General features: G+C 53.5%; 22 protein-coding genes. 10 read left to right on the forward strand and 12 right to left on the reverse strand.

From position 1 onward, the window contains the following. Nucleotides 1-6: 6 nt before the first annotated feature. Together IM295_RS19920 and IM295_RS19925 are read right to left on the reverse strand one after the other, a co-directional pair. Complete coding sequence (locus IM295_RS19920; RefSeq protein ID WP_193067237.1) at nucleotides 7-1071, reverse strand: ATP-binding protein; 1065 nt, start codon at nucleotides 1069-1071, stop codon at nucleotides 7-9. Continuing rightward, nucleotides 1068-1772 (reverse strand): response regulator, encoded by a 705-nt coding sequence (locus IM295_RS19925; protein ID WP_193067238.1) that lies wholly within the window; start codon nucleotides 1770-1772, stop codon nucleotides 1068-1070. Before IM295_RS19925 ends, IM295_RS19920 begins: the two co-directional genes overlap by 4 nt. Before the next feature lie 271 nt (nucleotides 1773-2043). Between IM295_RS19925 and IM295_RS19930 the strand changes: the two genes are divergently transcribed. The 9 genes from IM295_RS19930 (at nucleotide 2044) to osmB (ending at nucleotide 13774) form a co-directional block, all read left to right on the forward strand. Next, complete coding sequence (locus tag IM295_RS19930) at nucleotides 2044-2430, forward strand: hypothetical protein (RefSeq protein WP_028013389.1); 387 nt, start codon at nucleotides 2044-2046, stop codon at nucleotides 2428-2430. A 136-nt stretch (nucleotides 2431-2566) separates the two neighbouring features. Then, complete coding sequence (locus tag IM295_RS19935) at nucleotides 2567-5662, forward strand: multidrug efflux RND transporter permease subunit (protein WP_193067239.1); 3096 nt, start codon at nucleotides 2567-2569, stop codon at nucleotides 5660-5662. Between the two features lie 270 nt (nucleotides 5663-5932). Beyond that, nucleotides 5933-6721: an enoyl-ACP reductase FabI gene (gene fabI / locus IM295_RS19940; RefSeq protein ID WP_003856831.1), complete on the forward strand. Its 789-nt coding sequence runs from the start codon at nucleotides 5933-5935 to the stop codon at nucleotides 6719-6721. 154 nt (nucleotides 6722-6875) lie between these two features. Beyond that, nucleotides 6876-7862, forward strand: a complete 987-nt coding sequence (locus IM295_RS19945) for a hypothetical protein (RefSeq protein WP_059357675.1) — start codon at nucleotides 6876-6878, stop codon at nucleotides 7860-7862. Between the two features lie 88 nt (nucleotides 7863-7950). Beyond that, the gene (locus tag IM295_RS19950; RefSeq protein WP_047368696.1) at nucleotides 7951-9885 is read left to right on the forward strand and encodes an exoribonuclease II; all 1935 of its coding nucleotides are present in this window, start codon (nucleotides 7951-7953) and stop codon (nucleotides 9883-9885) included. 320 nt (nucleotides 9886-10205) lie between these two features. Then, nucleotides 10206-12197 (forward strand): cyclic di-GMP phosphodiesterase, encoded by a 1992-nt coding sequence (gene pdeR / locus IM295_RS19955; RefSeq protein WP_028013393.1) that lies wholly within the window; start codon nucleotides 10206-10208, stop codon nucleotides 12195-12197. A gap of 118 nt (nucleotides 12198-12315) precedes the next feature. After that, nucleotides 12316-12498 carry a hypothetical protein gene (locus tag IM295_RS19960; protein WP_041909652.1) on the forward strand — a complete coding sequence of 61 codons (183 nt, stop codon included), beginning with the start codon at nucleotides 12316-12318 and terminating at the stop codon, nucleotides 12496-12498. Between the two features lie 43 nt (nucleotides 12499-12541). Then, on the forward strand, nucleotides 12542-13294 hold the full coding sequence (locus tag IM295_RS19965; protein WP_041909650.1) for a DNA-binding transcriptional regulator YciT: 753 nt from the start codon (nucleotides 12542-12544) through the stop codon (nucleotides 13292-13294). A gap of 261 nt (nucleotides 13295-13555) precedes the next feature. Further along, nucleotides 13556-13774 carry an osmotically-inducible lipoprotein OsmB gene (gene osmB / locus IM295_RS19970; RefSeq protein WP_008501216.1) on the forward strand — a complete coding sequence of 73 codons (219 nt, stop codon included), beginning with the start codon at nucleotides 13556-13558 and terminating at the stop codon, nucleotides 13772-13774. 104 nt (nucleotides 13775-13878) lie between these two features. Here the strand turns inward: osmB and yciH are convergent, their stop codons facing one another. The 5 genes from yciH to pgpB all read right to left on the reverse strand — a co-directional run bounded on the left by yciH (nucleotide 13879) and on the right by pgpB (nucleotide 17528). Then, a complete protein-coding gene (yciH, locus tag IM295_RS19975) occupies nucleotides 13879-14205 on the reverse strand; it encodes a stress response translation initiation inhibitor YciH (RefSeq protein ID WP_028013396.1) in 327 nt (108 codons plus the stop codon). Next, a complete protein-coding gene (gene pyrF / locus IM295_RS19980) occupies nucleotides 14202-14942 on the reverse strand; it encodes an orotidine-5'-phosphate decarboxylase (protein ID WP_028013397.1) in 741 nt (246 codons plus the stop codon). Before pyrF ends, yciH begins: the two co-directional genes overlap by 4 nt. Before the next feature lie 185 nt (nucleotides 14943-15127). Then, entirely contained in the window at nucleotides 15128-16297 is a 1170-nt protein-coding gene (gene lapB / locus IM295_RS19985; protein ID WP_193067240.1) for a lipopolysaccharide assembly protein LapB, read from the reverse strand. A 6-nt stretch (nucleotides 16298-16303) separates the two neighbouring features. Beyond that, complete coding sequence (locus IM295_RS19990; protein ID WP_028013399.1) at nucleotides 16304-16612, reverse strand: LapA family protein; 309 nt, start codon at nucleotides 16610-16612, stop codon at nucleotides 16304-16306. 148 nt (nucleotides 16613-16760) lie between these two features. After that, nucleotides 16761-17528: a phosphatidylglycerophosphatase B gene (pgpB, locus tag IM295_RS19995; protein ID WP_193067241.1), complete on the reverse strand. Its 768-nt coding sequence runs from the start codon at nucleotides 17526-17528 to the stop codon at nucleotides 16761-16763. A gap of 197 nt (nucleotides 17529-17725) precedes the next feature. On the opposite strand from pgpB, the gene ribA reads away from it, so the two are divergent. Next, nucleotides 17726-18316, forward strand: a complete 591-nt coding sequence (gene ribA, locus IM295_RS20000) for a GTP cyclohydrolase II (protein ID WP_028013401.1) — start codon at nucleotides 17726-17728, stop codon at nucleotides 18314-18316. A 37-nt stretch (nucleotides 18317-18353) separates the two neighbouring features. Here the strand turns inward: ribA and acnA are convergent, their stop codons facing one another. From acnA to cysB, 5 genes are all read right to left on the reverse strand, one after another. After that, nucleotides 18354-21029 carry an aconitate hydratase AcnA gene (gene acnA, locus IM295_RS20005; RefSeq protein ID WP_193067242.1) on the reverse strand — a complete coding sequence of 892 codons (2676 nt, stop codon included), beginning with the start codon at nucleotides 21027-21029 and terminating at the stop codon, nucleotides 18354-18356. Between the two features lie 164 nt (nucleotides 21030-21193). Further along, nucleotides 21194-21292, reverse strand: a complete 99-nt coding sequence (ymiC, locus tag IM295_RS23130) for a small membrane protein YmiC (protein WP_032644994.1) — start codon at nucleotides 21290-21292, stop codon at nucleotides 21194-21196. A gap of 137 nt (nucleotides 21293-21429) precedes the next feature. Beyond that, complete coding sequence (locus IM295_RS20010) at nucleotides 21430-21600, reverse strand: hypothetical protein (protein WP_032644881.1); 171 nt, start codon at nucleotides 21598-21600, stop codon at nucleotides 21430-21432. 2 nt (nucleotides 21601-21602) lie between these two features. Next, a complete protein-coding gene (locus IM295_RS20015; RefSeq protein WP_213743510.1) occupies nucleotides 21603-21743 on the reverse strand; it encodes a YmiA family putative membrane protein in 141 nt (46 codons plus the stop codon). Nucleotides 21744-22081: 338 nt separating this feature from the next. After that, complete coding sequence (gene cysB / locus IM295_RS20020; protein ID WP_028013403.1) at nucleotides 22082-23056, reverse strand: HTH-type transcriptional regulator CysB; 975 nt, start codon at nucleotides 23054-23056, stop codon at nucleotides 22082-22084. Nucleotides 23057-23063: the final 7 nt, after the last annotated feature.

Raw genomic sequence — 23063 nt, forward strand, 5'->3', positions numbered from 1 at the left:
CAGGGCTCAGGCATCGGGCCAGGTCAGTTTGAACAGGGAGTGGTTTTGCTTCGATAGGGTATACGTTACATCGCCACCATGAGCCAGCATGATGGCTTTTACCACCGATAACCCTAAACCACATCCTTCGGGATTAACATCTCTGGCACCTTTATCCCGCTGGAAAGGTTGAAATAAGAAATCATGAAATTCCCTGGGGATGCCCGGCCCGCCATCCTCAATAAGGATATAATTGCCTTTATCAGAGACGCCATTTTTTACGATGAGTTTTCGCGAAGTTGAATAATGTAATGCGTTGTCAAACAGAACGGCCAGACACTGATTGATGCGCAACGGATCGAACACGCATCGCTGTTCACTCAATTCTGTTTTAATCGCAAACTGGTTGCGCTTGAACTCGGGCATGAAAGTATCAAGCGCATCCTGGATTGTGCCTTTGAGGTCCGTTCTGGATTTATACAGCGTATAACCCGCCCCGCCGTCAGAGCTGATCACCCGAAGATCTTCAATCAAACGGGTTAACCCCTCAGTCTGCTTGAGAAGATTATTAAAAAGCAGCGGATCCGGCTCAAAAACGCCGTCAACCAGCCCCTGAAGCCGTCCGCGTAAAATCGTGACCGGGGTTCTCAGCTCATGGGCAATGGCGGCATTCCAGGATTTCCTCTGAATATCCAGCGTCTGGAGTTTTTCCGCCATTTCATTGAAATCCGTGACCAGATGATTGACCTCTCCCAGACGGGAGCTGGCGCAATAAGCACGGGCATCCAGCTGGCCCTGAGAAATTTTTCTCAGGCTGGACGCTACCGCGTTTAACGGGGTGAGTATTCGTGAAGAAAGTTTTATCGTTAAAAATATCGCGATTATCAGACTGATTGTTGTCGCGGTCCCAATCCACACCCAGTCCCACATCGTCATTTGCTCGTCATCGCCCGCAACGGCACCGCCGGGGAGGTGATCGAGAATAAAAGAGTAAAAAAACCAGGAGCCCAGTACCGCAATGGCAATGATCATAAACGTCAGCAGCAGCATATACGTTAGGATCTGCCGACTCAGAACAGAATCTCTGTTCATTTTTTCTCCCCGAGCCGATAGCCCATCCCCCTGATGCTCTCAGGAACGCCATAAAGGCCTGCAAGCTCCAGCTTTTTACGTAGCTTGCTCATATGGCTGTCTACCGTTCTGTCGAGCGTATCGCCTTCCGGCAGACACGCGTTAAGTAACTCTTCCCGGGAACAGACCTTTCGCGGGTATCTCACCAGGTAAGTAAGAAGTTTAAATTCCGTCGTCGTTAATACTGGGGAGACTACCTCTTCGCCCACGGTGACCTCAACGTAAAAATCGTCCGGGTAGACCGTAATAAAAGGCGTCCTGAGAGGCACGGCACCCGCCTGCTGGAAAACGGGTCTGGTTCTGCGCAGCACGGCTTCAACTCGCGCGACCACTTCGGAAGGGTTGAAAGGTTTGATGACGTAATCATCCGCGCCAAGCCTGAGTCCCATCAGCTTATCCACGTCCTGATCGAGTGCGGACACCATAATGACGGGCACAGAACTTTCCTGACGGAGCGTCGTGAGTACACTCCAGCCATCGCATACGGGCAGATGGATATCCAGCAATATAAGATCCGGTTTATGGAGCCGATTAAGCGCTATCGCCTGCTCGCCCTGCCGGGCTCTCAGCGTTTTCATCCCAGAACGCTCTAAGTAACTCATCAGTATATCGGCAATTTCGTTTTCATCTTCAACAACAAGGATTAGAGTATTTTTGTTCATTTTATCTCCGCGGGTGAAATCCCTTTGAGCACGCTATCAGATATCTTTAGCACAATAAGACACAGGCTCCGGGAAAAAGTGCCGTGACCGCGAAAATTTCCTGGGTTAATTTAAGCGCCCGGCAATTTCTCCATACAGCCTACACATTCAGTCAATAAAGACTCGACAATGTCAGTCCACAATAGTTATTCGGAGTTAAACCGTCTTTCGTTTAACGTGGTAAATACCCCTGTCGCTTAAAGGCTTTCTGAATTTGGCTGAGATAATGAGCATGGAACTTTCGAAATACTTCTCTCCTAAAAAAATCGGCATATTTTCTCTCTTCCTGCTGCTATCGTGGGGATTACTTTATACCTGGCTGGTATTGATGCATATAATGGATGAGAAAGTCGCCGCAACGCTACTCTCTTCCCCCATGATCTATGGCTGCATTGCCTTGTCGGTTGTCTCTCTGATAATACAAAACAAAGCAGGCGCGTTCACTGAATTACTTCTCATCGCCTTCTGGCTAATGGTGATTTTCGTTTATCTCATTATTACGTTCACTGTGCTGCTGAACGCTACGCCAGATTTTAACGATTTGGTGTTTTACTATGAGTGTTATTTAATTCTCTTTTTTGGCGGTTCACCGTTGTACCTCATCGTGAGAATGATTTAAACAACCGTGTTGTTTCGCTCCACACTCTCTCCATAAACCGCCCATGTCCGCTAAACAGGCGAGTTGTAGACTCTCCATCACACCATCTTGAACAAAATAACTCACTGAAATAGTCACGTATCTGGAAGTTAAATTAATGCCTCATTTCTTTATTGAACGTCCCATTTTCGCCTGGGTCGTGGCGCTTTTTATCGTCCTGGCGGGTGTATTGTCTATCCCCCGGCTGCCGGTTGCGCAGTATCCTGCGGTGGCACCGCCTGGGATTATTATTTCTGTCACCTACCCGGGCGCCAGCCCCGATATTATGAATACGTCGGTGGTGTCGTTACTTGAGCGCGAAATATCTGGCGTCGATAATTTGCTTTACTTCGAATCATCCAGTGACACAACCGGTTCTGCGTCTATTACCGTGACGTTTAAGCCCGGCACGGACATCAAGCTGGCGCAGATGGACCTTCAGAACCAGATTAAAATTGTGGAGCCGCGTTTGCCACAGGCGGTCAGGCAAAATGGCATCAACGTCGAGGCGGCCAATTCCGGTTTTTTAATGATGGTGGGGCTGAAGTCCGCAACCGGTAAATTTGAGGAAGCCGATTTAAGCGATTACTTTGCCCGGCATGTCAGCGACGAGCTTCGCCGCGTACCTGGAGTAGGGAAAATTCAGCTGTTTGGTGGCGAAAAAGCGCTGCGCATCTGGCTGGACCCGATGAAGCTTCATAGCTACGGACTTTCGGTGAGCGATGTGCTTACCGCCGTTGGCCAGCAAAATGCCCTGGTTTCGCCCGGCAAAACGGGAGATGAACCGGCATCTGAAGGGCAAGGCGTAACGTATCCGATCACCGTGAAGGGGCAACTCACTTCCGTAGAGGCTTTCAGGAATATTACTCTTAAATCAGAGGCGTCCGGCGCAAGGCTGAAGCTGTCCGACGTCGCGCGCATTGAGTCCGGCCTGCAAAGCTACGCTTTCGGTATCCGCGAAAATGGAGTTCCCGCAACGGCTGCGGCGGTCCAGCTATCGCCTGGCGCCAATGCGATGAGCACGGCTGCAGGCGTACGCGCACGCATCGACGAACTTTCTCAGGTGTTACCGGAAGGAATGACGTTTACGGTTCCCTTCGATACCGCGCCTTTTGTGAAGCTCTCCATCATGAAGGTGGTGCAGACATTTGTGGAAGCGATGATTCTGGTCTTCCTCGTAATGCTGCTGTTTCTGCATAAGATACGCTGTACGCTTATCCCGGCGATTGTTGCCCCCGTCGCACTGCTTGGCACCTTCACGGTGATGCTATTGAGTGGATACTCCATCAATATTCTGACCATGTTCGGCATGGTTCTGGCGATAGGGATTATCGTAGATGACGCTATTGTGGTCGTGGAGAACGTCGAGCGCCTGATGGAAGAAAAACAACTCTCTCCGCGCGACGCAACCCGGGAGGCCATGAATGAAATCACGCCGGCAATTATCGGGATCACGCTGGTGCTTACCGCCGTCTTTATTCCCATGGGTTTCGCCGAAGGATCCGTCGGGATTATTTATCGACAATTTTGTATTTCCATGGCGGTCTCCATACTGTTGTCGGCATTTCTTGCCCTCACGCTTACCCCCGCGCTATGCGCGACGCTGCTTAAGCCTCACAGCGCAGCAAAGCACGTAGGTGGCAGGTTCGCAGCAGGGTTTAACGCCCGCTTTCGTACCCTCACGACGTGGTACGAATCCTGGCTGGGCGCGGTGCTGAGACGTACCGGGCGTATGCTGCTGTTGTATGTTGCGCTATGTGCTGCCCTATGTTTGGGGCTTTCTTCGCTGCCCTCGTCCTTTCTTCCGGATGAAGATCAGGGCTATTTTATGTCCTCATTTCAGCTGCCTTCCGATGCCACAATGCAGCGCACCCTGAGAGTGGTTAAAAAATTTGAAGAGGAAATTGCGGCCCGGCCGGATATTGCAAGCAACATTATGATTCTGGGATTTGGGTTTTCAGGCTCGGGACCGAATTCGGCCATGGCCTTCACCACGCTGAAGGACTGGAAAGATCGGCAGGGTACGACCGCACAGAATGAAGCCGACCATATACAGGCCAGCATGGCTAACGTCTCTGATGCCGTCACGATGAGCCTTCTCCCGCCGGCCATTTCGGATATGGGCACCTCCTCGGGCTTCACCTGGTACGTGCAGGACAGGGCGGGACTGGGCTACGAGGCGTTAAAGAGAGCGGCCGATGCGCTGGTTATGAAAGCTAATCAACGTCCTGAACTGAGTGACGTGTATATAGACGGTCTGCCGGAAGGAACAAGCCTGGCCCTTCAGATTGACCGGGAAAAAGCGGAAGCGCTGGGCGTTTCATTTGATGAAATCAACCAGACGCTCTCGGTCACCATGGGGTCGAACTACGTTAATGACTACACGAACAAGGGCCGCGTTCAGCAGGTCATTATTCAGGCCGACGCCCCTTACCGCATGCAGCCTGAGCAGATCCTGAAATTATCGGTAAAAAACCGTATGGGGCAGATGGTGCCAGTATCTACGTTTGCGACGCTTTCCTGGAACGTTGCGCCGCAGCAGTTGACGCGTTATCAGGGATATTCTGCTATCCGCATTACCGGCAGTGCGGCCCCGGGCAAATCCAGCGGCACTGCAATGAAGGCCATGGAGACGTTGTCACGGGATTTACCGCAGGGGATGGCCGGCGAGTGGGCCGGGAGCTCATTGCAGGAGAGAAAATCCGAATCTCAGCTCCCGGGTCTGATCGTTCTGTCGATACTGGTCGTATTCATGGTGCTCGCCGCCCTGTATGAGAGCTGGTCAATTCCATTTGCGGTCATGCTGGTCGTTCCCCTGGGGCTTATCGGTGCGGTGGTTGCCGTCTCCGTTGCGGGCATGACGAATGATGTTTTCTTTAAGGTCGGTCTTATCACCCTGATAGGCCTTTCCGCCAAGAACGCCATTCTGATTGTCGAGTTTGCAAGGCAACTCCACCGGGAAGGACAACCCCTGCTGGCGGCTACGATACAGGCCGCAAGCCAGCGTCTGCGCCCTATTCTGATGACATCGTTAGCCTTTACGTTAGGCGTGGTGCCATTGATGCTGGCGCGTGGCGCGAGTGACAGCACGCAGCACGCTATCGGCACCGGGGTGTTTGGCGGCATGATCAGCGGCACGCTCCTCGCGATTTTTTTCGTCCCGGTATTTTTTATTGTCGTTGCGCGTTTCGTTGAAAACGCCAGGAACGTGTGAATACCGCTGATGGATCGCTGAACCTTGCTGGTTGGATGAGGCGAAGCTGCTGCCGGGTGATATACTGGACGAATGCTGAAATTTTGAGCCCCCTCCAGCCCGCGCCTCACCTTTTGGGGCATTCCTCTTCGGAGATCGACGAGAAATATCGTGACACAAGGGGCCGTGAGTGGGCTATAATTTCGAGCTAATTTCGAATGATTTTGAAATACTGCCTGTAACGCTATGAATTACAAGGCAAAATAAGCAATGAATATAAGGATTAAAGCTATGGGTTTTCTTTCCGGTAAGCGCATTCTGGTGACTGGCGTTGCCAGCAAACTGTCCATCGCATACGGCATCGCACAGGCAATGCATCGCGAAGGCGCTGAGCTGGCGTTCACCTACCAGAACGACAAGCTGAAAGGCCGTGTTGAAGAGTTTGCCGCGCAGCTGGGTTCCAGCATTGTTCTGGAATGTGACGTTGCACAAGACGAAAGCATCGACGGCATGTTTGCTGAACTGGCAAAAGCATGGCCGAAATTCGACGGTTTCGTTCACTCCATCGGCTTCGCTCCTGGCGACCAGCTGGACGGCGACTACGTGAACGCGGTAACCCGTGATGGCTTTAAAATCGCGCACGACATCAGCTCCTACAGCTTCGTTGCAATGGCGAAATCTTGCCGCGCAATGCTGAACCCGGGCGCAGCGCTGCTGACCCTGTCCTACCTGGGCGCAGAGCGTGCTATCCCTAACTACAACGTTATGGGTCTGGCGAAAGCCTCTCTGGAAGCCAACGTCCGCTACATGGCGAACGCAATGGGTCCAGAAGGCGTGCGCGTTAACGCCATCTCTGCTGGCCCTATCCGCACTCTGGCGGCGTCCGGCATCAAAGATTTCCGTAAAATGCTGGCACACTGCGAAGCGGTTACCCCGATTCGTCGTACCGTTACCATTGAAGATGTGGGTAACTCTGCTGCGTTCCTGTGCTCTGACCTTTCCGCAGGTATCTCCGGCGAAGTGGTTCACGTTGACGGCGGCTTCAACATCGCTGCAATGAACGAGCTGGAAATTAAATAAGCTGTGGCTCTCTTCCCGCACGGGAAGAGAGCTTTCCCCCTCCGCACTCCCCTTCGTTATTCCGTTCTGCTATTTGTTATCACCTAACAATATTTTTCCCTTTATCTGCCTTACGCCAGGATATTGATCGCCATTTTGAGATCAAGGAACGCCCATGGAACAACGCCGTTTTTCCGGCAAAGGCCACTGGTATCACGAAACCCAGTCTAACCACGCGCAGCCGGATGTGCTGCCCCTGGTGCCCGAAGCCGCTAACGTCGACGATCGTTTTTTGCTCGATTTAGCCCTGCCAGATGAGCTTGTCGCCGCCTGTACCGGCTGGCTCGCTCCTGCCAGATCCTTATGTCATCAGCTGTTCCCGCTCTCACTTCCCGTAAACCGCCTGCGAACGCTTAGCGCCTACGATCGGTTAAGTACCGCGCTGACGGTGGCGCAGGCCTGCGGCGTTCAGCGGCTGTGCAACCACTACGCCGCCCTCCTCGCCCCGCTGCCGGGCCCTGACTCCTCCCGCGAAAGTAACCGACGGCTGGCGCAAATCACGCAGTACGCCCGCCAGCTCGCCAGCTCACCTGACGTCATTGATGATAAGGCGCGAAACCAGCTTGATGAGGTAGGTCTGTCTATCTATGACGTTGTGGTAATTAACCAGATAATCGGCTTTATCGGTTTTCAGGCGCGCGTGGTCGCCGTCTTTCAGGCGCTGCTCGGCCATCCCGTCCGCTGGCTGCCGGGCCATCATATTCAGCCGCACACCCTGCCAACGTCCTCCGACGCGTGGATCTCGCTTCTGCCCGTGGTCGAGCTTCGCTATGCCAGTGCACATCAGCTTGAGTCCCTCTCCCGCTGGCAGGCAGAGCCCACGCTTGAGGCGCTGACGCCGGTCCTGTGCCATGAACCGACCTTGCTCGATCTGATGGGGGAGATCCTGATAAACAGCCGGGAAACGGTTTCGCTGCCTCCTCCGGCGCTTTCGGCAGCAGCCGAATTGCTGACACGCTCGCCGGACCGCTTCAGCGCCGCACAATTTACCCCGCTCACGGAAGAAGGACTTACTGCCGTTCAGGCGATCAACCTGCTCAGCCAATGCGCGCTGGAGGGCTGGCTCAATCGACTAAAAGTCGCGTCCGGCAAAGCGGAATAACCACACTCTTTCCCCAAAGAGCGCTTGCTGTAGCAGTGAGAATCGCGTAAAACTGTCAGCCGCTCAATGGCTACGAAAATAGAACATTATGTTTCAGGACAACCCGCTGCTAGCGCAGCTTAAACAGCAACTGCATTCCCAGACGCCGCGTGCAGAAGGGGTCGTGAAAGCCACGGAAAAGGGCTTTGGCTTCCTTGAAGTTGACGCGCAGAAAAGCTACTTCATTCCGCCACCGCAGATGAAGAAAGTGATGCATGGCGATCGCGTCATGGCCGTCATCCATACCGAGAAGGAACGTGAATCCGCCGAGCCGGAAGAACTGATCGAGCCGTTCCTGACCCGCTTTGTGGGCAAAGTGCAGAGAAAGGACGATCGTCTTTCTGTCGTGCCGGATCACCCCCTGCTGAAAGATGCCATTCCCTGCCGCGCCGCCCGCGGCGTTGAGCATGATTTTAAAGAAGGTGACTGGGCCGTAGCAGAAATGCGCCGTCATCCTCTGAAAGGCGACCGCGGTTTCTATGCTGAACTGACCCAGTTCATCACCTTTGGCGACGACCATTTCGTCCCGTGGTGGGTCACGCTGGCGCGCCATAATCTTGAAAAAGAAGCGCCGAACGGCGTGGCAACTGAGATGCAGGATGAAGGCCTGGCGCGCCGCGATCTTACCGCGCTGGAGTTTGTCACCATCGACAGCGCCAGCACAGAAGATATGGACGATGCGCTCTACGCTGAAGAGAGCGCCGATGGCAAACTGCATTTGACCGTCGCCATTGCCGATCCAACCGCCTGGATTGTGGAAGGCAGCAAGCTGGACGAAACGGCGAAAATCCGCGCGTTCACCAACTACCTGCCGGGCTTTAACATCCCGATGCTGCCGCGCGAACTGTCTGACGACCTCTGCTCGCTGCGCCCAAATGAGGTGCGCCCGGTTCTCGCCTGCCGCATGACCATTGCCGCAGATGGCACGATTGAAGACGATATCGAATTCTTTGCCGCCACCATCGAATCCAAAGCCAAGCTGGCCTATGACAATGTATCCGACTGGCTGGAAAACACTGGCAGCTGGAAACCTGAATCCGATGCTATCGCGGCACAGATTCGTCTGCTGCACCGCATCTGCCTGAACCGCGGCGAGTGGCGTAAGACTCACGCCCTGGTCTTCAAGGATCGTCCGGATTATCGTTTTGTTCTCGGTGAAAAAGGCGAAGTGCTGGATATCGTGGCCGAGCCGCGACGCATTGCTAACCGCATCGTCGAAGAAGCGATGATTGCCGCCAACATCTGTGCCGCGCGCGTGCTGCGCGACAGGCTGGGCTTCGGTATTTATAACGTTCATACCGGATTCGATCCGGCCAATACCGAAGCGCTCGCGGCCCTCCTGAAGAATCACGATGTGCATGTTGATCCGGAAGAAGTGCTGACACTGCCGGGCTTCTGCAAGCTTCGCCGCGAGCTGGACGCTCAGCCGTCCGGTTTCCTGGATAGCCGTATTCGCCGCTTCCAGTCCTTCGCGGAAATCAGCACCGAGCCAGGCCCGCACTTTGGCCTCGGTCTGGAAGCCTACGCCACCTGGACCTCCCCGATCCGTAAGTATGGTGATATGGTTAACCACCGCCTGCTGAAAGCGATTATTAAGGGCGAAACCATTGCCCGTCCACAGGACGACACGACCCTACAGATGGCCGAGCGTCGCCGTCTGAACCGCATGGCGGAACGTGACGTTGGAGACTGGCTATACGCGCGCTTCCTGCAGGATAAAGCCGGTACCGATACCCGCTTCGCGGCAGAAATTATTGATATCAGCCGCGGGGGAATGCGCGTACGTCTGGTGGATAACGGTGCGGTCGCCTTTATCCCTGCCCCGTTCCTGCACGCCGTTCGAGACGAACTGGTCTGCAGTCAGGAAAGCGGCACCGTGCAAATTAAAGGCGAGACGGTTTACAAAGTCACTGACGTGATTGATGTAACTATCGCTGAAGTTCGCATGGAAACCCGCAGTATTATTGCGCGCCCTGTCGCCTGATAACCTGCTCAATTGTCGGTCATTTCCGTTCAGAAAGGCCGACAATTTTCTCCCTGTCTTTCCCCTCGCAAAAGCATCATTTTTCTTACTTTTTCCGCCCCAGCCCGCCCAAAATAGCCATAATTATCTACAGTTAAAGAGTGCTGCCCTGTTCGGGCACGTGGATTTCATACGCTCAGCATTTTTATCTGTCTGATGCGTTTTATTATAAAAAAGCTGCGAAAAACAATACCTTCACTGCGGCTTTGCCGCTATTTTCAACGGAAAAGTCGACGACTAATGAATAATTTGTTCGCTAATGCGTCGCGGCGGGAGAAATCATGATCGACGAACTTGAGCAAAATTTGCTGTTTCGTTACATGGGTACTCACAGCCCGTGGTGGCGATTGTCGGCTGACAGCAACGCTCTGCACCTTGCCGCCAGCGAAAATGCTGACGTGACTCAGGAGATCGTACTGGATGATGAACAGGCCGCACAGATCCGTCAGCTAACGGTAATGACCACCAGCATTTCCCTGAACCTCTCTCTTTACGGCGAGCAAGTTCCCGTCCATCTTGTCGGACGCAAAATCACCCGAAACGAGTGGGCCGGAACGGCTTCCGCCTGGAACGATACGCCCTCCGTGGCACGCGATCTGGCTCAGGGGCTCTCCTTTGCGGAACAGGTTGTTTCTGAAGCGAATTCCGTCATTGTCATTCTCGATCAAAACGGCAATATCCAGCGCTTTAACCGCCTGAGCGAAGAGTATACCGGTCTGAAAGAACATGAAGTCATTGGTCAAAACGTGTTTGAACTGTTCATGAGCCGCAGCGAAGCGGCAGCCTCGAAGCGCAACATTGCGGGTTTCTTTCGCAACGGCAGCTCCTACGAAGTCGAACGCTGGATTAAAACGCGAAAAGGGCAACGCTTGTTTCTGTTCAGAAATAAATTCGTTCACAGCGGCAGCGGTAAAAATGAAATTTTCCTTATCTGCTCCGGGACCGACATTACCGAAGAACGGCGGGCACAGGAGCGCCTGCGCGTGCTGGCCAATACCGATACCATCACCGGCCTGCCCAACCGCAATGCGATCCATGAGCTGATTTCAGACGCCATCAATAGCCGAGGCGACACGCAGGTTGGCGTGGTATACCTCGACCTCGATAACTTCAAAAAGGTTAACGATGCCTACGGGCATATGTTCGGCGATCAGCTCCTGCAGGCGGTTGCACTTGCCCTTCTGAGTTGTCTGGATGAGGGGCAGGTTTTAGCGCGGCTCGGCGGCGATGAGTTTATCGTTATGGCCACTAATACCTCTCAGGGCTCGCTGGAAGCGATGGCGTCGCGTATTCTGACACGCCTGCGCCAGCCGTTCAGAATCGGTCTGATTGAGGTTTACACCGGTTGCTCCCTGGGGATCGCCCTCGCGCCGCAGCACGGGAACGATCGGGAAAGCGTGATTCGCAATGCCGACATTGCCATGTACACCGCCAAGGAGAATGGCCGTGGCAAATTCTGCGTCTTCTCCCCCGAGATGAACCAGCGCGTGTTTGAGTACCTGTGGCTGGACACCAACCTGCGTAAAGCGCTGGATAACGATCAGCTCCTGATCCACTACCAGCCGAAAATGACCTGGCGCGGCGAAGTCCGAAGCCTTGAAGCGCTGGTCCGCTGGCAGTCGCCCGAGCGCGGGCTTATCCCCCCTCTGGAATTTATCTCTTATGCCGAGGAGTCCGGTTTGATTGTGCCGCTGGGTCGCTGGGTGATGCTTGATGTGGTTCGCCAGGTGGCAAAATGGCGTGACAAGGGAATTAACCTGCGCGTGGCCGTGAACGTCTCTGCACGTCAGTTGGCCGACCAGACGATTTTCAGCGAGCTAAAGCAGGCGCTTAAGGATCTGCATTTTGAGTACTGCCCTATCGACGTTGAGTTAACCGAAAGCTGTCTTATCGAAAACGAAGAGCTGGCGCTCTCGGTGATCCAGCAATTCAGTCGGCTTGGGGCACAAATTCATCTGGACGATTTCGGTACCGGCTACTCCTCCCTTTCCCAGCTGGCGCGTTTTCCTATTGATGCCATTAAACTCGATCAGGCTTTTGTCAGAGATATTCACAAGCACTCTGTCTCCCAGTCTCTGGTACGCGCCATTGTCGCAGTGGCGCAGGCGTTAAACCTGCAGGTGATTGCCGAAGGGGTGGAGAACGCAAAAGAAGATGCCTTTCTGACCAAAAACGGCGTCAACGAACGGCAGGGTTTTCTTTTCGCTAAGCCGATGCCCGCTGCCGCATTCGAGCGCTGGCTAAAACGATATCAAGCGCGACAACAACGTTAACGTCATACAGAGGTTCACTTTCGTATAGGTAATTTCGTTATGGCGTTTTTTCCCTTCTCTTTTGAACCTATTTTCTGCATCATTGAAATTATTAACTTTTCGCTCCTGGGGAGAGATGATGTCTACTATTGATCCACAAGCTGTAGCACAACGTATTGATACCGTGCTGGATATACTGGTGGCGGGTGATTATCACTCTGCAATCCGTAATCTCGAGATCCTGAAGTCTGAACTTCTCGCTCAGGATGGCGCTGACAATGCCCCCGAAAACCGACAGCCTAAAGCGCCGTGGGAAGTCTAAACCCACTGTCTCAGACCTCGTTTCGCTTTATTAATTGGATGCTATGAATTCCCGACAACAACTCATTTTGCAGATGGTCATCGATCAGGGGCGCGTAAGCGTCGTTGAGCTGGCTAAAACCACCGGCGTTTCAGAAGTGACCATCCGTCAGGATCTTAATCTGCTGGAAAAACAGAGCTACCTGCGCCGTGCGCATGGCTATGCCGTGCCGCTGGACAGCGACGACGTTGAGACGCGCATGATGAATAACTACGCGCTTAAACGAGAACTGGCAGAATTTGCCGCATCGCTGGTAAACCCTGGCGAGACGGTCTTTATTGAAAACGGCAGCAGCAACGCTCTTCTGGCACGTACGCTCGCCGAACAAAAAGACGTTACCATCATCACCGTCAGCAGCTATATCGCCCATTTGCTCAAAGAGACGCGCTGTGAGGTGATTTTGCTGGGCGGCATTTACCAGAAAAAAAGTGAGAGCATGGTAGGCCCGCTAACCCGGCAGTATGTCCAGCAGGTTCATTTCAGTAAGGCGTTTATCGGTATTGACGGCTGGCAGCCGGAGACAGGCTTCACCGGCCGGGATATGATGCGATCTGACGTTGTGAATGCCGTTCTGGAAAAAGAGTGTGAAGCCATTGTGCTGACCGACAGCTCTAAATTTGGCGCCGTCCATCCTTACACCATGGGTCCAGCCTCACGCTTTAGCCGCGTAATTACCGACGAAAGGTTAAGCGACGAACATCGTAATAAACTGGAAGATGACGGTCTCATTGTCGATATTATTAAAACGCCCGCCTGAGTCCCTTTGCGCCCGTATTCCGGGCGCATATGCCCCCTTCGTCTGAGAGGATTCCTATCCATCCTTTAAGAGTTTTTACCTGTTTAACCTGCCGTAAAGTCGTAAAATTAATGTTAGCGATATAACAGGAAGTGACTATCACCTGCGTGATTACGTAACGCCTGCGCGACCAGCTTTCACGGAAAAAAGAATTGAGTATTCATTTTGACTATACTTAATGTGTACATCTTTCCGTGAATCGATAATTCAGGAGAAAGTATTATGACCTTAACCAGCAAAAAATTAGCCGCCGCTGTTCTGGCAATCACTGTAGCAATGTCCCTGAGCGCGTGCTCTAACTGGTCTAAACGTGACCGTAACACCGCAATTGGCGCCGGTGCTGGTGCGCTCGGTGGTGCAGTATTAACGGATGGTAGTACGCTGGGTACATTAGGCGGCGCTGCTGTCGGTGGTATTATCGGTCACCAGGTTGGCAAATAATTATTTTTTTAGCCTTCCCGTTAAGGCGATTTAGCATCGCATTTCAGGTCTGACTAACGCACGTATATAACACGAGCCACGGCATTTGCCGTGGCTTATTTATTTTAGCCGCCTGCCAGTTTAACTTTCATGCCTTTGGCTTCAAGGAGCGATTTAATTAAATCGCGTTTATCACCCTGAATTTCGATAATGCCGTCCTTCACGGCGCCGCCGCAGCCACATTTCTTCTTCAACTCTGCTGCCAGCTTGTTCAGCTCCGCATCATCCATATCAATCCCGGAGATCAGGCAGACCCCCTTTCCTTTTCGCCCGCTGGTCTGACGCTGGATACGAACAATACCGTCACCTTTCGGACGTTCTGCTTTCGTTTTCGGTTCGTCTATGCGCCCGCTTTCCGTCGAGTAGACCAGCCGACTGTTGGAATCAGTCATTGCGCCCCCTTTTTCAGTGATGCGTTAATAGCCTTAAGCGTCTCCGCCGGGTTCACAGACTGCGTCACCGGCCGGCCGATAACCATGTAGTCAACGCCTGCTGCCAACGCCTGCTCAGGCGTCATAATGCGTCGCTGATCGCCCACGTCGCTGCCAGCAGGACGAATGCCTGGCGTGACCAGTTTAAAATCTTTGCCCAACTCTGACTTAAAGCGTACCGCTTCCTGCGCGGAGCAAACGACGCCATCGAGACCACAGCTCTGCGTCAGACGCGCGAGACGCTCGGCGTGCCCGGCAGGTGACAACGTCACGCCGAGGTCGCGCAAGTCGCTGTCGTCCATGCTGGTCAGCACGGTAACCGCAATCAGTAATGGCGCATCGTTGCCGAACGGCAGGAGTGCTTCGCGAGCGGCTGTCATCATTCTCGCCCCGCCCGACGCGTGGACGTTGACCATCCATACACCCAGTTCCGCAGCGGCGGCAACCGCGTGCGCCGTGGTGTTCGGGATATCATGGAATTTGAGATCGAGGAAGACATCGAAACCACGCTGCTGCAGATCGCGGACGATTTGCGGTCCAAACAGCGTGAACATCTCTTTACCAACTTTCAGACGACAATCGCGAGGATCGATACCGTCGACAAAGGCCAGCGCTGCGTCACGCTTATTGTAATCAAGCGCAACAACAACAGGAGAATCCGTAATAACGCGGGAAGTGGAGGAAGTAACAGACGTCATGACCAGCCCTTTTCGTCTATGGGCGCGCAGCGGCGCGGAACAGATAAACGGCCTGCATTCTACCTGCCGTCGCCGCAAATTGACAGAATCCATTTATGCCCCTGCCAGGCCAGCAAGCCGCACGGTGTTGAGAAAACGGAAAAGCCATCAGTATGTTGTAACTAAAATGAAGGCTTTTAAAAAAATTACTGCCCATCCAGGCCGCGAATTGGCTTGATGGTGGACCAGGCCCGGCAGGACGGACAGTGCCAGTAGAGCGTATACGCGGTAAAACCACACTTCTGACAACGGTAGCGCGGCTTGCTGCGCACCTGCTCGCCAACCATGTCGCGCAGCACCATCAGACTCTCTTTCGCGCGCCCTTCTTCCGCATCGTTCAGATGGTAGTCCATCAGCTTGTGGAATACGCGCATCGTGGGATGACGCTGCAGCTGACGGGTAATATAAACCTGTGCGGTGTCGCTCCCCTCATACTGCTCAACCACGTCAGAGAGCATCAGCTCAGCGGTCGCGCCGGTAATCTCTTCCACGCAACGACGCAGAAATGCCACCCACTCTTCCTGCTTGTCCAGCTGCTGATAGCAGGTTTGCAGCATTTCAAGCGTTTCGCTGACCAGCTCTTTGTCCTGGTCAATCACCCGCATCAGGCTTTCAACGGCTTTAGCGTAGTCGCCGCTGGCCATAAAAACGCGCCCCATCATGATAGAGATACGCGCGCTATTGCGGTCTGCGGCGGCACCTTTCTTCAGCAACGCCATGGCTTTGTCCATGTCGTCGTTGCCCATCTGCTGAAGGGCAAGCTCGCAGTAGAAATGCGCAATTTCAACGCGCTGCTTGTCTTTGCCCAGCTTCACCAGACGCTCGGCCGTATCAATGGCTTTCTGCCAGTCGCTGGTGGCCTGGTAAATCTGCAGTAACTGCTGCAACGCGCCGATACGGAAATCCGTTTCATCCACTAGCTGTGTGAACATATCTTCAGCGCGATCGTACAGCCCCGCGGCCATATAGTCTCGGCCCAGCTGTTGTACCGCCAGGAGACGTTGTTCGTAGGTCAGGGAGGCGCTTTCCATCAGGGTCTGGTGGATACGGATAGCGCGGTCAACCTCGCCGCGCGAGCGGAACAGGTTACCGAGAGTGAGGTGGGCTTCGACGGTCCCCGTATCCTCTTTCAGCATATCGAGGAACAGGTCTACCGCTTTGTCCTGCTGATTGCTCAGGAGGAAGTTCACCCCCGCAACGTAGTCGCGGGAGAGTCGGTTAGCCTCATCCTGTTTCGTTTGTTGCGCACTTCTGCGGCCCATATACCAGCCATAGGCTGCGGCTACAGGCAAAAGCAGAAACAACAACTCCAGCATAGTCGATTATTCCTTCACGACCGGCACACCTGAACTTTCCGGCATGTCGGACGCAGGCGCAATGTGCTGTTCAAGTCGTTTAATTTTACGTTCAGCGCGCGCAAGAGAAACACGAACTTTCAACCAGAAAAGACCGCAAACCAGCCAGCCGATGGCAAAGCCTGCAGCAAATAAGACCGCCAGCAGGCTGGAGACCCGATACTCACCCTGCGCCAGCAGATAGTTAAACGTCACCTGTTGATCGTTTTGTGCACCCAATGTGACTGAAATGACAAAAATCGCCAATACCAGTAAGAAAATGAGTAAATATTTCACATTACTTCCCGTTATGTGGTTCTAGCGAATAAAGTGTGTTCAACTTACCGCAATCAGCCTTATAAACTACCATTTTAGCGACGGGCGCGAAACGGAAAAAGTAACGCGCACGTCATGGATTTATGGGCAAAATGCACAATATCAACCGTCAGGCATCGCTTTGCTCCCTTTCGGCGATCTCTTCTTTCTCTTCAGGTGGTGGCGTGAGCGGGCCGCAGAACCGTTCTGCAAGCCAGGTTGCCAGCGTCACCAGCAACCAGGAGATCAGCGTAGCGACCACCAGATCCCGCGGCCAGTGCATTCCCAGCAGCAAGCGGCTGCCCATCACCCCTGTCGCCCAAACCAGTAAAATCGCGATGGTCATGGTGCGACGTCGAGGCCAAAGCAGCCCAACGCCCAGCAACGCCCAACTGGCTGCAAACATCGTATGGCCGGAAGGAAACGCGAATCCCGTCTCTTTTTGCCAGTGCTTACGCAGGAACTTTGGAATATCTTCCTGTTCTGAAAGCTGTTCTTTCACCAGCGCGCCGCGATCTTTACGCTTTAAATTGTAGAACTCATCCACCGGAACATGGTGCGCTTTTTCCAGCCAGACCACAAAAGGTCTTGGCTCCTGAACGTGATCCTTCACCCAGGACTTCACGCCCTGTCCAATAACGATCGCGCCACCGAGGATAGCAAAGAGCATCAACGCTGCGCGCAGTCGAAAGCGCAGGCACCACAAGAACCAGCCGCAGAGGATAACGTGGGTAATAATTCCCCACGGCTGCGTGACCGTCTCCGTTACCCAGTATAACGTTTTCAGCCACGTGGCATTCTGCCCCGGCTGCCACATCCAGCCGGAGACCCACACGGCCAAAGGCATAATCAATAAAATGGCCGCGCCTGCTGCCGTACGTCTGGCGATTGAAAGCATGTCTTCTCCTTTTTCGCTAAGCCTCACAATCATAACTGAAATTCATTCGATGGGTGGATATGTCGGATCGTGCGTTTAACGTTCATATAGCATGGCGCCCATTAGGCGAACGTGCTGAGCTTGTGGCAAAATGGACAAATACAGAAAGCAAAACAGGCGCAAGGCACGAAACGTGTCAGCCTACTCTGGAGAATCACATGCAGCTTAAACGTGTGGCAGAAGCCAAACTGCCAACCCCATGGGGCGATTTCCTGATGGTGGGGTTTGAAGAACTGGCAACCGGACAGGATCATGTCGCGCTGGTCTACGGCGACATTTCAGGGCAGACGCCGGTGCTGTCCCGCGTCCATTCGGAGTGTCTGACCGGCGACGCGTTGTTCAGCCTGCGCTGTGATTGCGGTTTCCAGCTCGAAGCTGCCCTTACCCATATTGCCGAAGAAGGCCGCGGCGTGCTGCTCTATCACCGTCAGGAAGGTCGTAACATTGGTCTGCTGAATAAAATCCGCGCTTACGCGCTGCAGGACCAGGGCTACGATACGGTGGAAGCCAACCACCAGCTCGGTTTTGCCGCCGATGAACGTGATTTCACCCTCTGCGCCGATATGTTCAAGCTGCTGGGCGTGGACGAGGTTCGCCTGCTGACCAATAATCCCAAAAAGGTGGAAATCCTCACCGAAGCCGGGATCAACATCGTCGAGCGTGTACCGCTGATTGTCGGCCGCAACCCGAAAAATGCCCACTATCTCGATACCAAGGCGGCTAAAATGGGACATCTTCTGAAAGAGTGAAAGTAAAAAGCCCGGCACAGATGCCGGGCTTTTTTTATCAATCCAGCATTTTACGAATCACATAATGTAAAATGCCGTCGTTCTGGTAGTAGGTCAGTTCGGTTGCCGTATCAATACGACACCGGCATTCCAGTACCTCGCTTTTCCCGTCTGCTCGCGTAAGCTTCACCGGCACCGTTTTGCCCGGCTGCAGGTCTTGCAGGCCGCTAATATCAATCTGCTCTTCCCCCGTCAGGCCCAGCGTTTTGCGCGTGACGCCCTGCGGGAACTCAAGCGGCAGGATCCCCATGCCAATCAGGTTCGAGCGGTGAATACGTTCAAACGACTCGGCGATGACCACGCGAACGCCAAGCAGTCGCGGACCTTTCGCCGCCCAGTCACGACTGGAGCCGGACCCGTACTCTTTCCCGGCGATCACCGCCAGCGGCGTACCTTCCTGCTGATATTTGACGGCTGCGTCATAAATCGACACGACTTCCGTCCCCGGAAGATGGCGCGTCATCCCCCCTTCCACGCCCGGAACCATTTCGTTACGAATGCGGATGTTGGCAAACGTCCCGCGCATCATCACTTCATGGTTACCGCGGCGCGATCCGTAGGAGTTAAAATCGCGGCGCTCCACGCCCCGGCTCTGCAGATAACGGCCCGCCGGGCTGTCGGCTTTGATGCTCCCCGCCGGAGAGATATGGTCAGTGGTGACGGAATCCCCCAGCATCGCCAGTATGCGCGCCCCGTGAATATCCTGAAGCGGTGCAGGCTCGGCCAGCATCTCATCAAAGAACGGCGACAGGCGGATATAGGTGGAATCGTCCTGCCAGTCATAGGTGTCCGAGCCCACAACGTTGATGGCTTTCCATTCCGGCGTGCCTTCAAACACTTCCGCATACTCTTTGCGGAACATCTCGGTGGAGACCTTTTCAACGGCCATCGCAATTTCACATGAGGACGGCCAGATATCTTTCAGATAGACCGGCTCATTCTTGCGGTCGTGACCAATAGGATCGGTAGCCAGGTTGATATTCATGTTCCCGGCGAGCGCGTAGGCCACCACCAGCGGCGGCGAAGCGAGCCAGTTGGTTTTCACCAGCGGATGAATACGTCCTTCAAAGTTACGGTTACCGGAAAGGACTGCGCCAACCGTCAGATCGCCCTGCTTGATCGCCGTTTCAATAGGTTCAGGCAGCGGGCCGGAGTTACCGATGCAGGTGGTACAGCCATAGCCCACGAGGTTAAAGCCCAGCTCATCAAGATACGGCGTTAGCCTGGCCTGCGCCAGGTAATCCGAGACCACTTTGGAGCCCGGTGCCAGAGAGGCTTTGACCCAGGGCTGTGGTTTCAGTCCCAGCTCAACCGCTTTTTTAGCCAGCAGGCCGGCAGCCATTAATACGCTGGGGTTTGAGGTGTTGGTGCAGGAGGTAATGGCGGCTATGACAACCGCGCCGTCCGGGAGCTGATACTGATGTCCGTTCAGAACATAGTCGATTGGGCGATGGTCCTTCTTCGCCACGTTAACTTCCAGCTCGTTGCTTGCGGCAAACGCTTTTGGCACGTCGCTTAACGCCACGCGATCCTGCGGACGTTTCGGACCGGCGAGGCTCGCCTCAACGCTTCCCATGTCAAGCGCAAGCGTGCTGGTAAATACCGGCTCATCCCCCGGATTGCGCCACATACCCTGCGCTTTGGTATACGCCTCCACCAGCGCCACCTGCTCTTCGCTGCGTCCGCTCAGGCGCATGTACTCCAGCGTGACGTCATCAATGGGGAAAAATCCGCAGGTTGCACCATATTCTGGCGCCATGTTGGCGATGGTCGCGCGGTCTGCCAGCGGCAGCGAATCCAGCCCGTCACCGTAAAATTCAACAAATTTTCCCACCACACCATGCTTACGCAGCATCTGGGTAACGGTGAGCACCAGATCGGTGGCGGTAATGCCTTCAGACAGCTTCCCGGTGAGCTTAAAGCCCACAACATCAGGGATAAGCATGGAGACCGGCTGACCGAGCATGGCGGCTTCCGCTTCGATACCACCTACACCCCAGCCCAGCACGCCGAGGCCGTTAATCATGGTGGTGTGGGAATCTGTACCCACCAGTGTGTCCGGATAAGCCACCCACTCTTTGTCCTGCAATTCACTCCAGACGGCTTTACCGAGATATTCAAGGTTAACCTGGTGACAAATACCGGTGCCGGGTGGAACCACGCTAAAGCGGCTGAACGCCTGCTGACCCCACTTCAGGAAGACATAACGCTCGTGATTTCGCTCCATCTCGAGACGCACGTTCTCGCCAAAGGCATCGTCATCACCGAAGTGGTCAACGGTTACGGAGTGGTCAATCACGAGGTCAACGGGTGAAAGCGGGTTCACTTTAGCCGTATCGCCGCCGAGGCGTTTAACCGCCTCACGCATGGCGGCGAGATCCACCACGGCAGGAACGCCGGTGAAGTCTTGCATCAGGACCCTTGCCGGGCGGTAGGCAATTTCTCTGTCGGCATGGGCATTCTTAAGCCACCCTGCCAGCGCCTGAATATCGTCGAGGGTCACGGAGTCACCGTCCTGCCAGCGCAAGAGATTTTCCAGCAAAACTTTCAAGGACTTGGGTAAACGCGAAATGTCCCCAAGCGTTCTGGCAGCCAGCGGCAGGCTATAGTAGTGCCAGGTTTTATTTTCTGCCTGTAACGTGTCCTTACTGGCTTCGCGTAGGGTTAACGACATAAGCTCCTCCTTAATTACAGAGATGTCCTGACAATCATCAGGGCCGTAATTAAAGATAACACAAAGATGTCGTAACGTTTTGATAACAACCCAAATTGATAAATTTAGGAATGGTCCAGAGGAGGGTAAAACAAAAAAACCCCGCCGCAGCGAGGTTTTATGATTTAGTGGACGGCCAGCCAGATGAGCTGACTCCAGAACAGAATCGACAGGGTAAAAACGCCGATCCATGACCAGTATTTTTGAGACATCATGTTATTCATCATAGGGACACCAGGCATTATTTATTAAACATTCCGAGGCAGGTCCTCGTGCTATATTGCTGATGTGTATTTATTAAAGAGTACAAAGGCGCATAGTCATTATTCATACTAACTGCATCATTACGCAATAAACTAAATTATTGTTTTTTGGGTTCGTCTTCCGCGAACACATCAATAAAAGCCTGCTGCTGCGGCGTCAGTTTCCAGGATGCTGGCACTGCTGTTGCAGGCGCTTTGCGTCCCTTGTGAACAGTGTCATGATGCTGACACATCCGCTTAGCCGTTTCTGTACGTACCGTCACTGCCATATTCAACCCCAATATTTCCAGGCCAGGAGAGCAACCATCACCCAGAACAGGGCGGAAACGAGAAAGACCGCCAGCCAGGCTTTACGCTTGAGCGCAGGATCCCTTTGCGGTTCTTCACTTCCTGAAGGCATTGCTAACCTCATACAATCGATATCGCTTATCATTTAGGACCAAACAATTGGTACAATTAATCATCTGTTGAGATAAATCCTAAAGAAACTTTAGCCGAAAAGCCAGTGAATTTACGCATCAAGAGGCATGAAAAATTCAATCTTTTGACCAGAAATAAATATTTGAAAAGAAAAATTTGCGTAGCCGTTAATTAGTTTCTATTTTTGTCGCCAATTCACGACATTAAAGCCACACAAATTAAAAGGATAATGACAATATATGGCAGGGGAAGTGCAGATGATGATAATTCTAATTTAGCTTTAAGCCGATATTTCGGTATCTTTCCCTAAGGGAAAGATACCGGGTGTGATTATTTTTCGGGGAGTTTGATATCTTTAAACATCTCTTCGATATCTTCATTTGATCGTAATGCCACGGCGGTATCCACCACGTCACGCGTTAAATGCGGTGCAAAGCGCTGAATAAAATCATACATATAGCTTCGCAGGAAGGTACTGCGGCGGAAGCCAATTTTTGTCGTGCTGTGACTGAAAATATCATGCGCATCAAGACGCACCAGGTCAGGGTCTGACACCGGGTCGACCGCCATGCTGGCGATCACCCCTACCCCCAGGCCAAGCCGTACATAGGTCTTTATAACGTCTGCATCGGTGGCGGTAAAGACAATCCGCGGCGTTAACCCGGCCCGGTTGAAGGCGGTATCAAGCTCAGATCGTCCGGTGAAGCCAAACGTGTAGGTGACCAGAGGATATTGCGCTAGCTCTTCGATTGACACCGACCCTTTGCCCGCCAGCGGATGATCCGGGGTCACCACAATGGAGCGGTTCCAGTGATAGCACGGCAGCATGACCAGATCGTCATAGAGATGGAGCGCTTCCGTCGCGATGGCAAAATCTGCATTGCCCTTCGACACCGCCTCCGCAATTTGCGTCGGCGATCCCTGGTGCATATGCAGGGAGACGCGCGGATAACGCTCAATAAAGCCCTTGATAACGCCTGGTAGCGCATAGCGCGCCTGGGTGTGCGTCGTGGCAATATACAGCGAGCCTTTATCCGGCCAGGTATGTTCCCCCGCCACAGACTTAATCGCATCGACTTTGGAAAGGACTTCCCGCGCAATACGGATGATTTCCTGCCCCGCTGGCGTCACCTGGGTAAGGTGCTTACCACTGCGGGCGAAAATCTGAATACCTAATTCATCCTCCAGCATGCGAACCTGCTTGCTGATGCCCGGTTGCGAGGTATATAGCCCCTCGGCGGTGGAAGAGACATTAAGGTTGTGATTCACCACCTCAACGATATAACGAAGCTGTTGTAATTTCATGCCAGAC

It is taken from the genome of Enterobacter cloacae complex sp. P14RS, assembly GCF_014895895.1.
GTDB lineage: Bacteria > Pseudomonadota > Gammaproteobacteria > Enterobacterales > Enterobacteriaceae > Enterobacter > Enterobacter bugandensis.

Coding starts and splice junctions, on each gene's coding strand:
- IM295_RS20015 (WP_213743510.1), bottom strand. CDS start 21,743: ATGAGGTTAGCAATGCCTTCAGGAAGTGAAGAACCGCAAAGGGATCCT.
- IM295_RS19960 (WP_041909652.1), top strand. CDS start 12,316: ATGTCTACTATTGATCCACAAGCTGTAGCACAACGTATTGATACCGTG.
- IM295_RS19945 (WP_059357675.1), top strand. CDS start 6,876: ATGGAACAACGCCGTTTTTCCGGCAAAGGCCACTGGTATCACGAAACC.
- pdeR (WP_028013393.1), top strand. CDS start 10,206: ATGATCGACGAACTTGAGCAAAATTTGCTGTTTCGTTACATGGGTACT.
- pyrF (WP_028013397.1), bottom strand. CDS start 14,942: ATGACGTCTGTTACTTCCTCCACTTCCCGCGTTATTACGGATTCTCCT.
- cysB (WP_028013403.1), bottom strand. CDS start 23,056: ATGAAATTACAACAGCTTCGTTATATCGTTGAGGTGGTGAATCACAAC.
- pgpB (WP_193067241.1), bottom strand. CDS start 17,528: ATGCTTTCAATCGCCAGACGTACGGCAGCAGGCGCGGCCATTTTATTG.
- IM295_RS19930 (WP_028013389.1), top strand. CDS start 2,044: ATGGAACTTTCGAAATACTTCTCTCCTAAAAAAATCGGCATATTTTCT.
- yciH (WP_028013396.1), bottom strand. CDS start 14,205: ATGACTGATTCCAACAGTCGGCTGGTCTACTCGACGGAAAGCGGGCGC.
- acnA (WP_193067242.1), bottom strand. CDS start 21,029: ATGTCGTTAACCCTACGCGAAGCCAGTAAGGACACGTTACAGGCAGAA.
- IM295_RS19920 (WP_193067237.1), bottom strand. CDS start 1,071: ATGAACAGAGATTCTGTTCTGAGTCGGCAGATCCTAACGTATATGCTG.
- ymiC (WP_032644994.1), bottom strand. CDS start 21,292: ATGAATAACATGATGTCTCAAAAATACTGGTCATGGATCGGCGTTTTT.
- IM295_RS19925 (WP_193067238.1), bottom strand. CDS start 1,772: ATGAACAAAAATACTCTAATCCTTGTTGTTGAAGATGAAAACGAAATT.
- IM295_RS19950 (WP_047368696.1), top strand. CDS start 7,951: ATGTTTCAGGACAACCCGCTGCTAGCGCAGCTTAAACAGCAACTGCAT.
- osmB (WP_008501216.1), top strand. CDS start 13,556: ATGACCTTAACCAGCAAAAAATTAGCCGCCGCTGTTCTGGCAATCACT.
- IM295_RS20010 (WP_032644881.1), bottom strand. CDS start 21,600: ATGGCAGTGACGGTACGTACAGAAACGGCTAAGCGGATGTGTCAGCAT.
- IM295_RS19935 (WP_193067239.1), top strand. CDS start 2,567: ATGCCTCATTTCTTTATTGAACGTCCCATTTTCGCCTGGGTCGTGGCG.
- ribA (WP_028013401.1), top strand. CDS start 17,726: ATGCAGCTTAAACGTGTGGCAGAAGCCAAACTGCCAACCCCATGGGGC.
- lapB (WP_193067240.1), bottom strand. CDS start 16,297: ATGCTGGAGTTGTTGTTTCTGCTTTTGCCTGTAGCCGCAGCCTATGGC.
- IM295_RS19965 (WP_041909650.1), top strand. CDS start 12,542: ATGAATTCCCGACAACAACTCATTTTGCAGATGGTCATCGATCAGGGG.
- fabI (WP_003856831.1), top strand. CDS start 5,933: ATGGGTTTTCTTTCCGGTAAGCGCATTCTGGTGACTGGCGTTGCCAGC.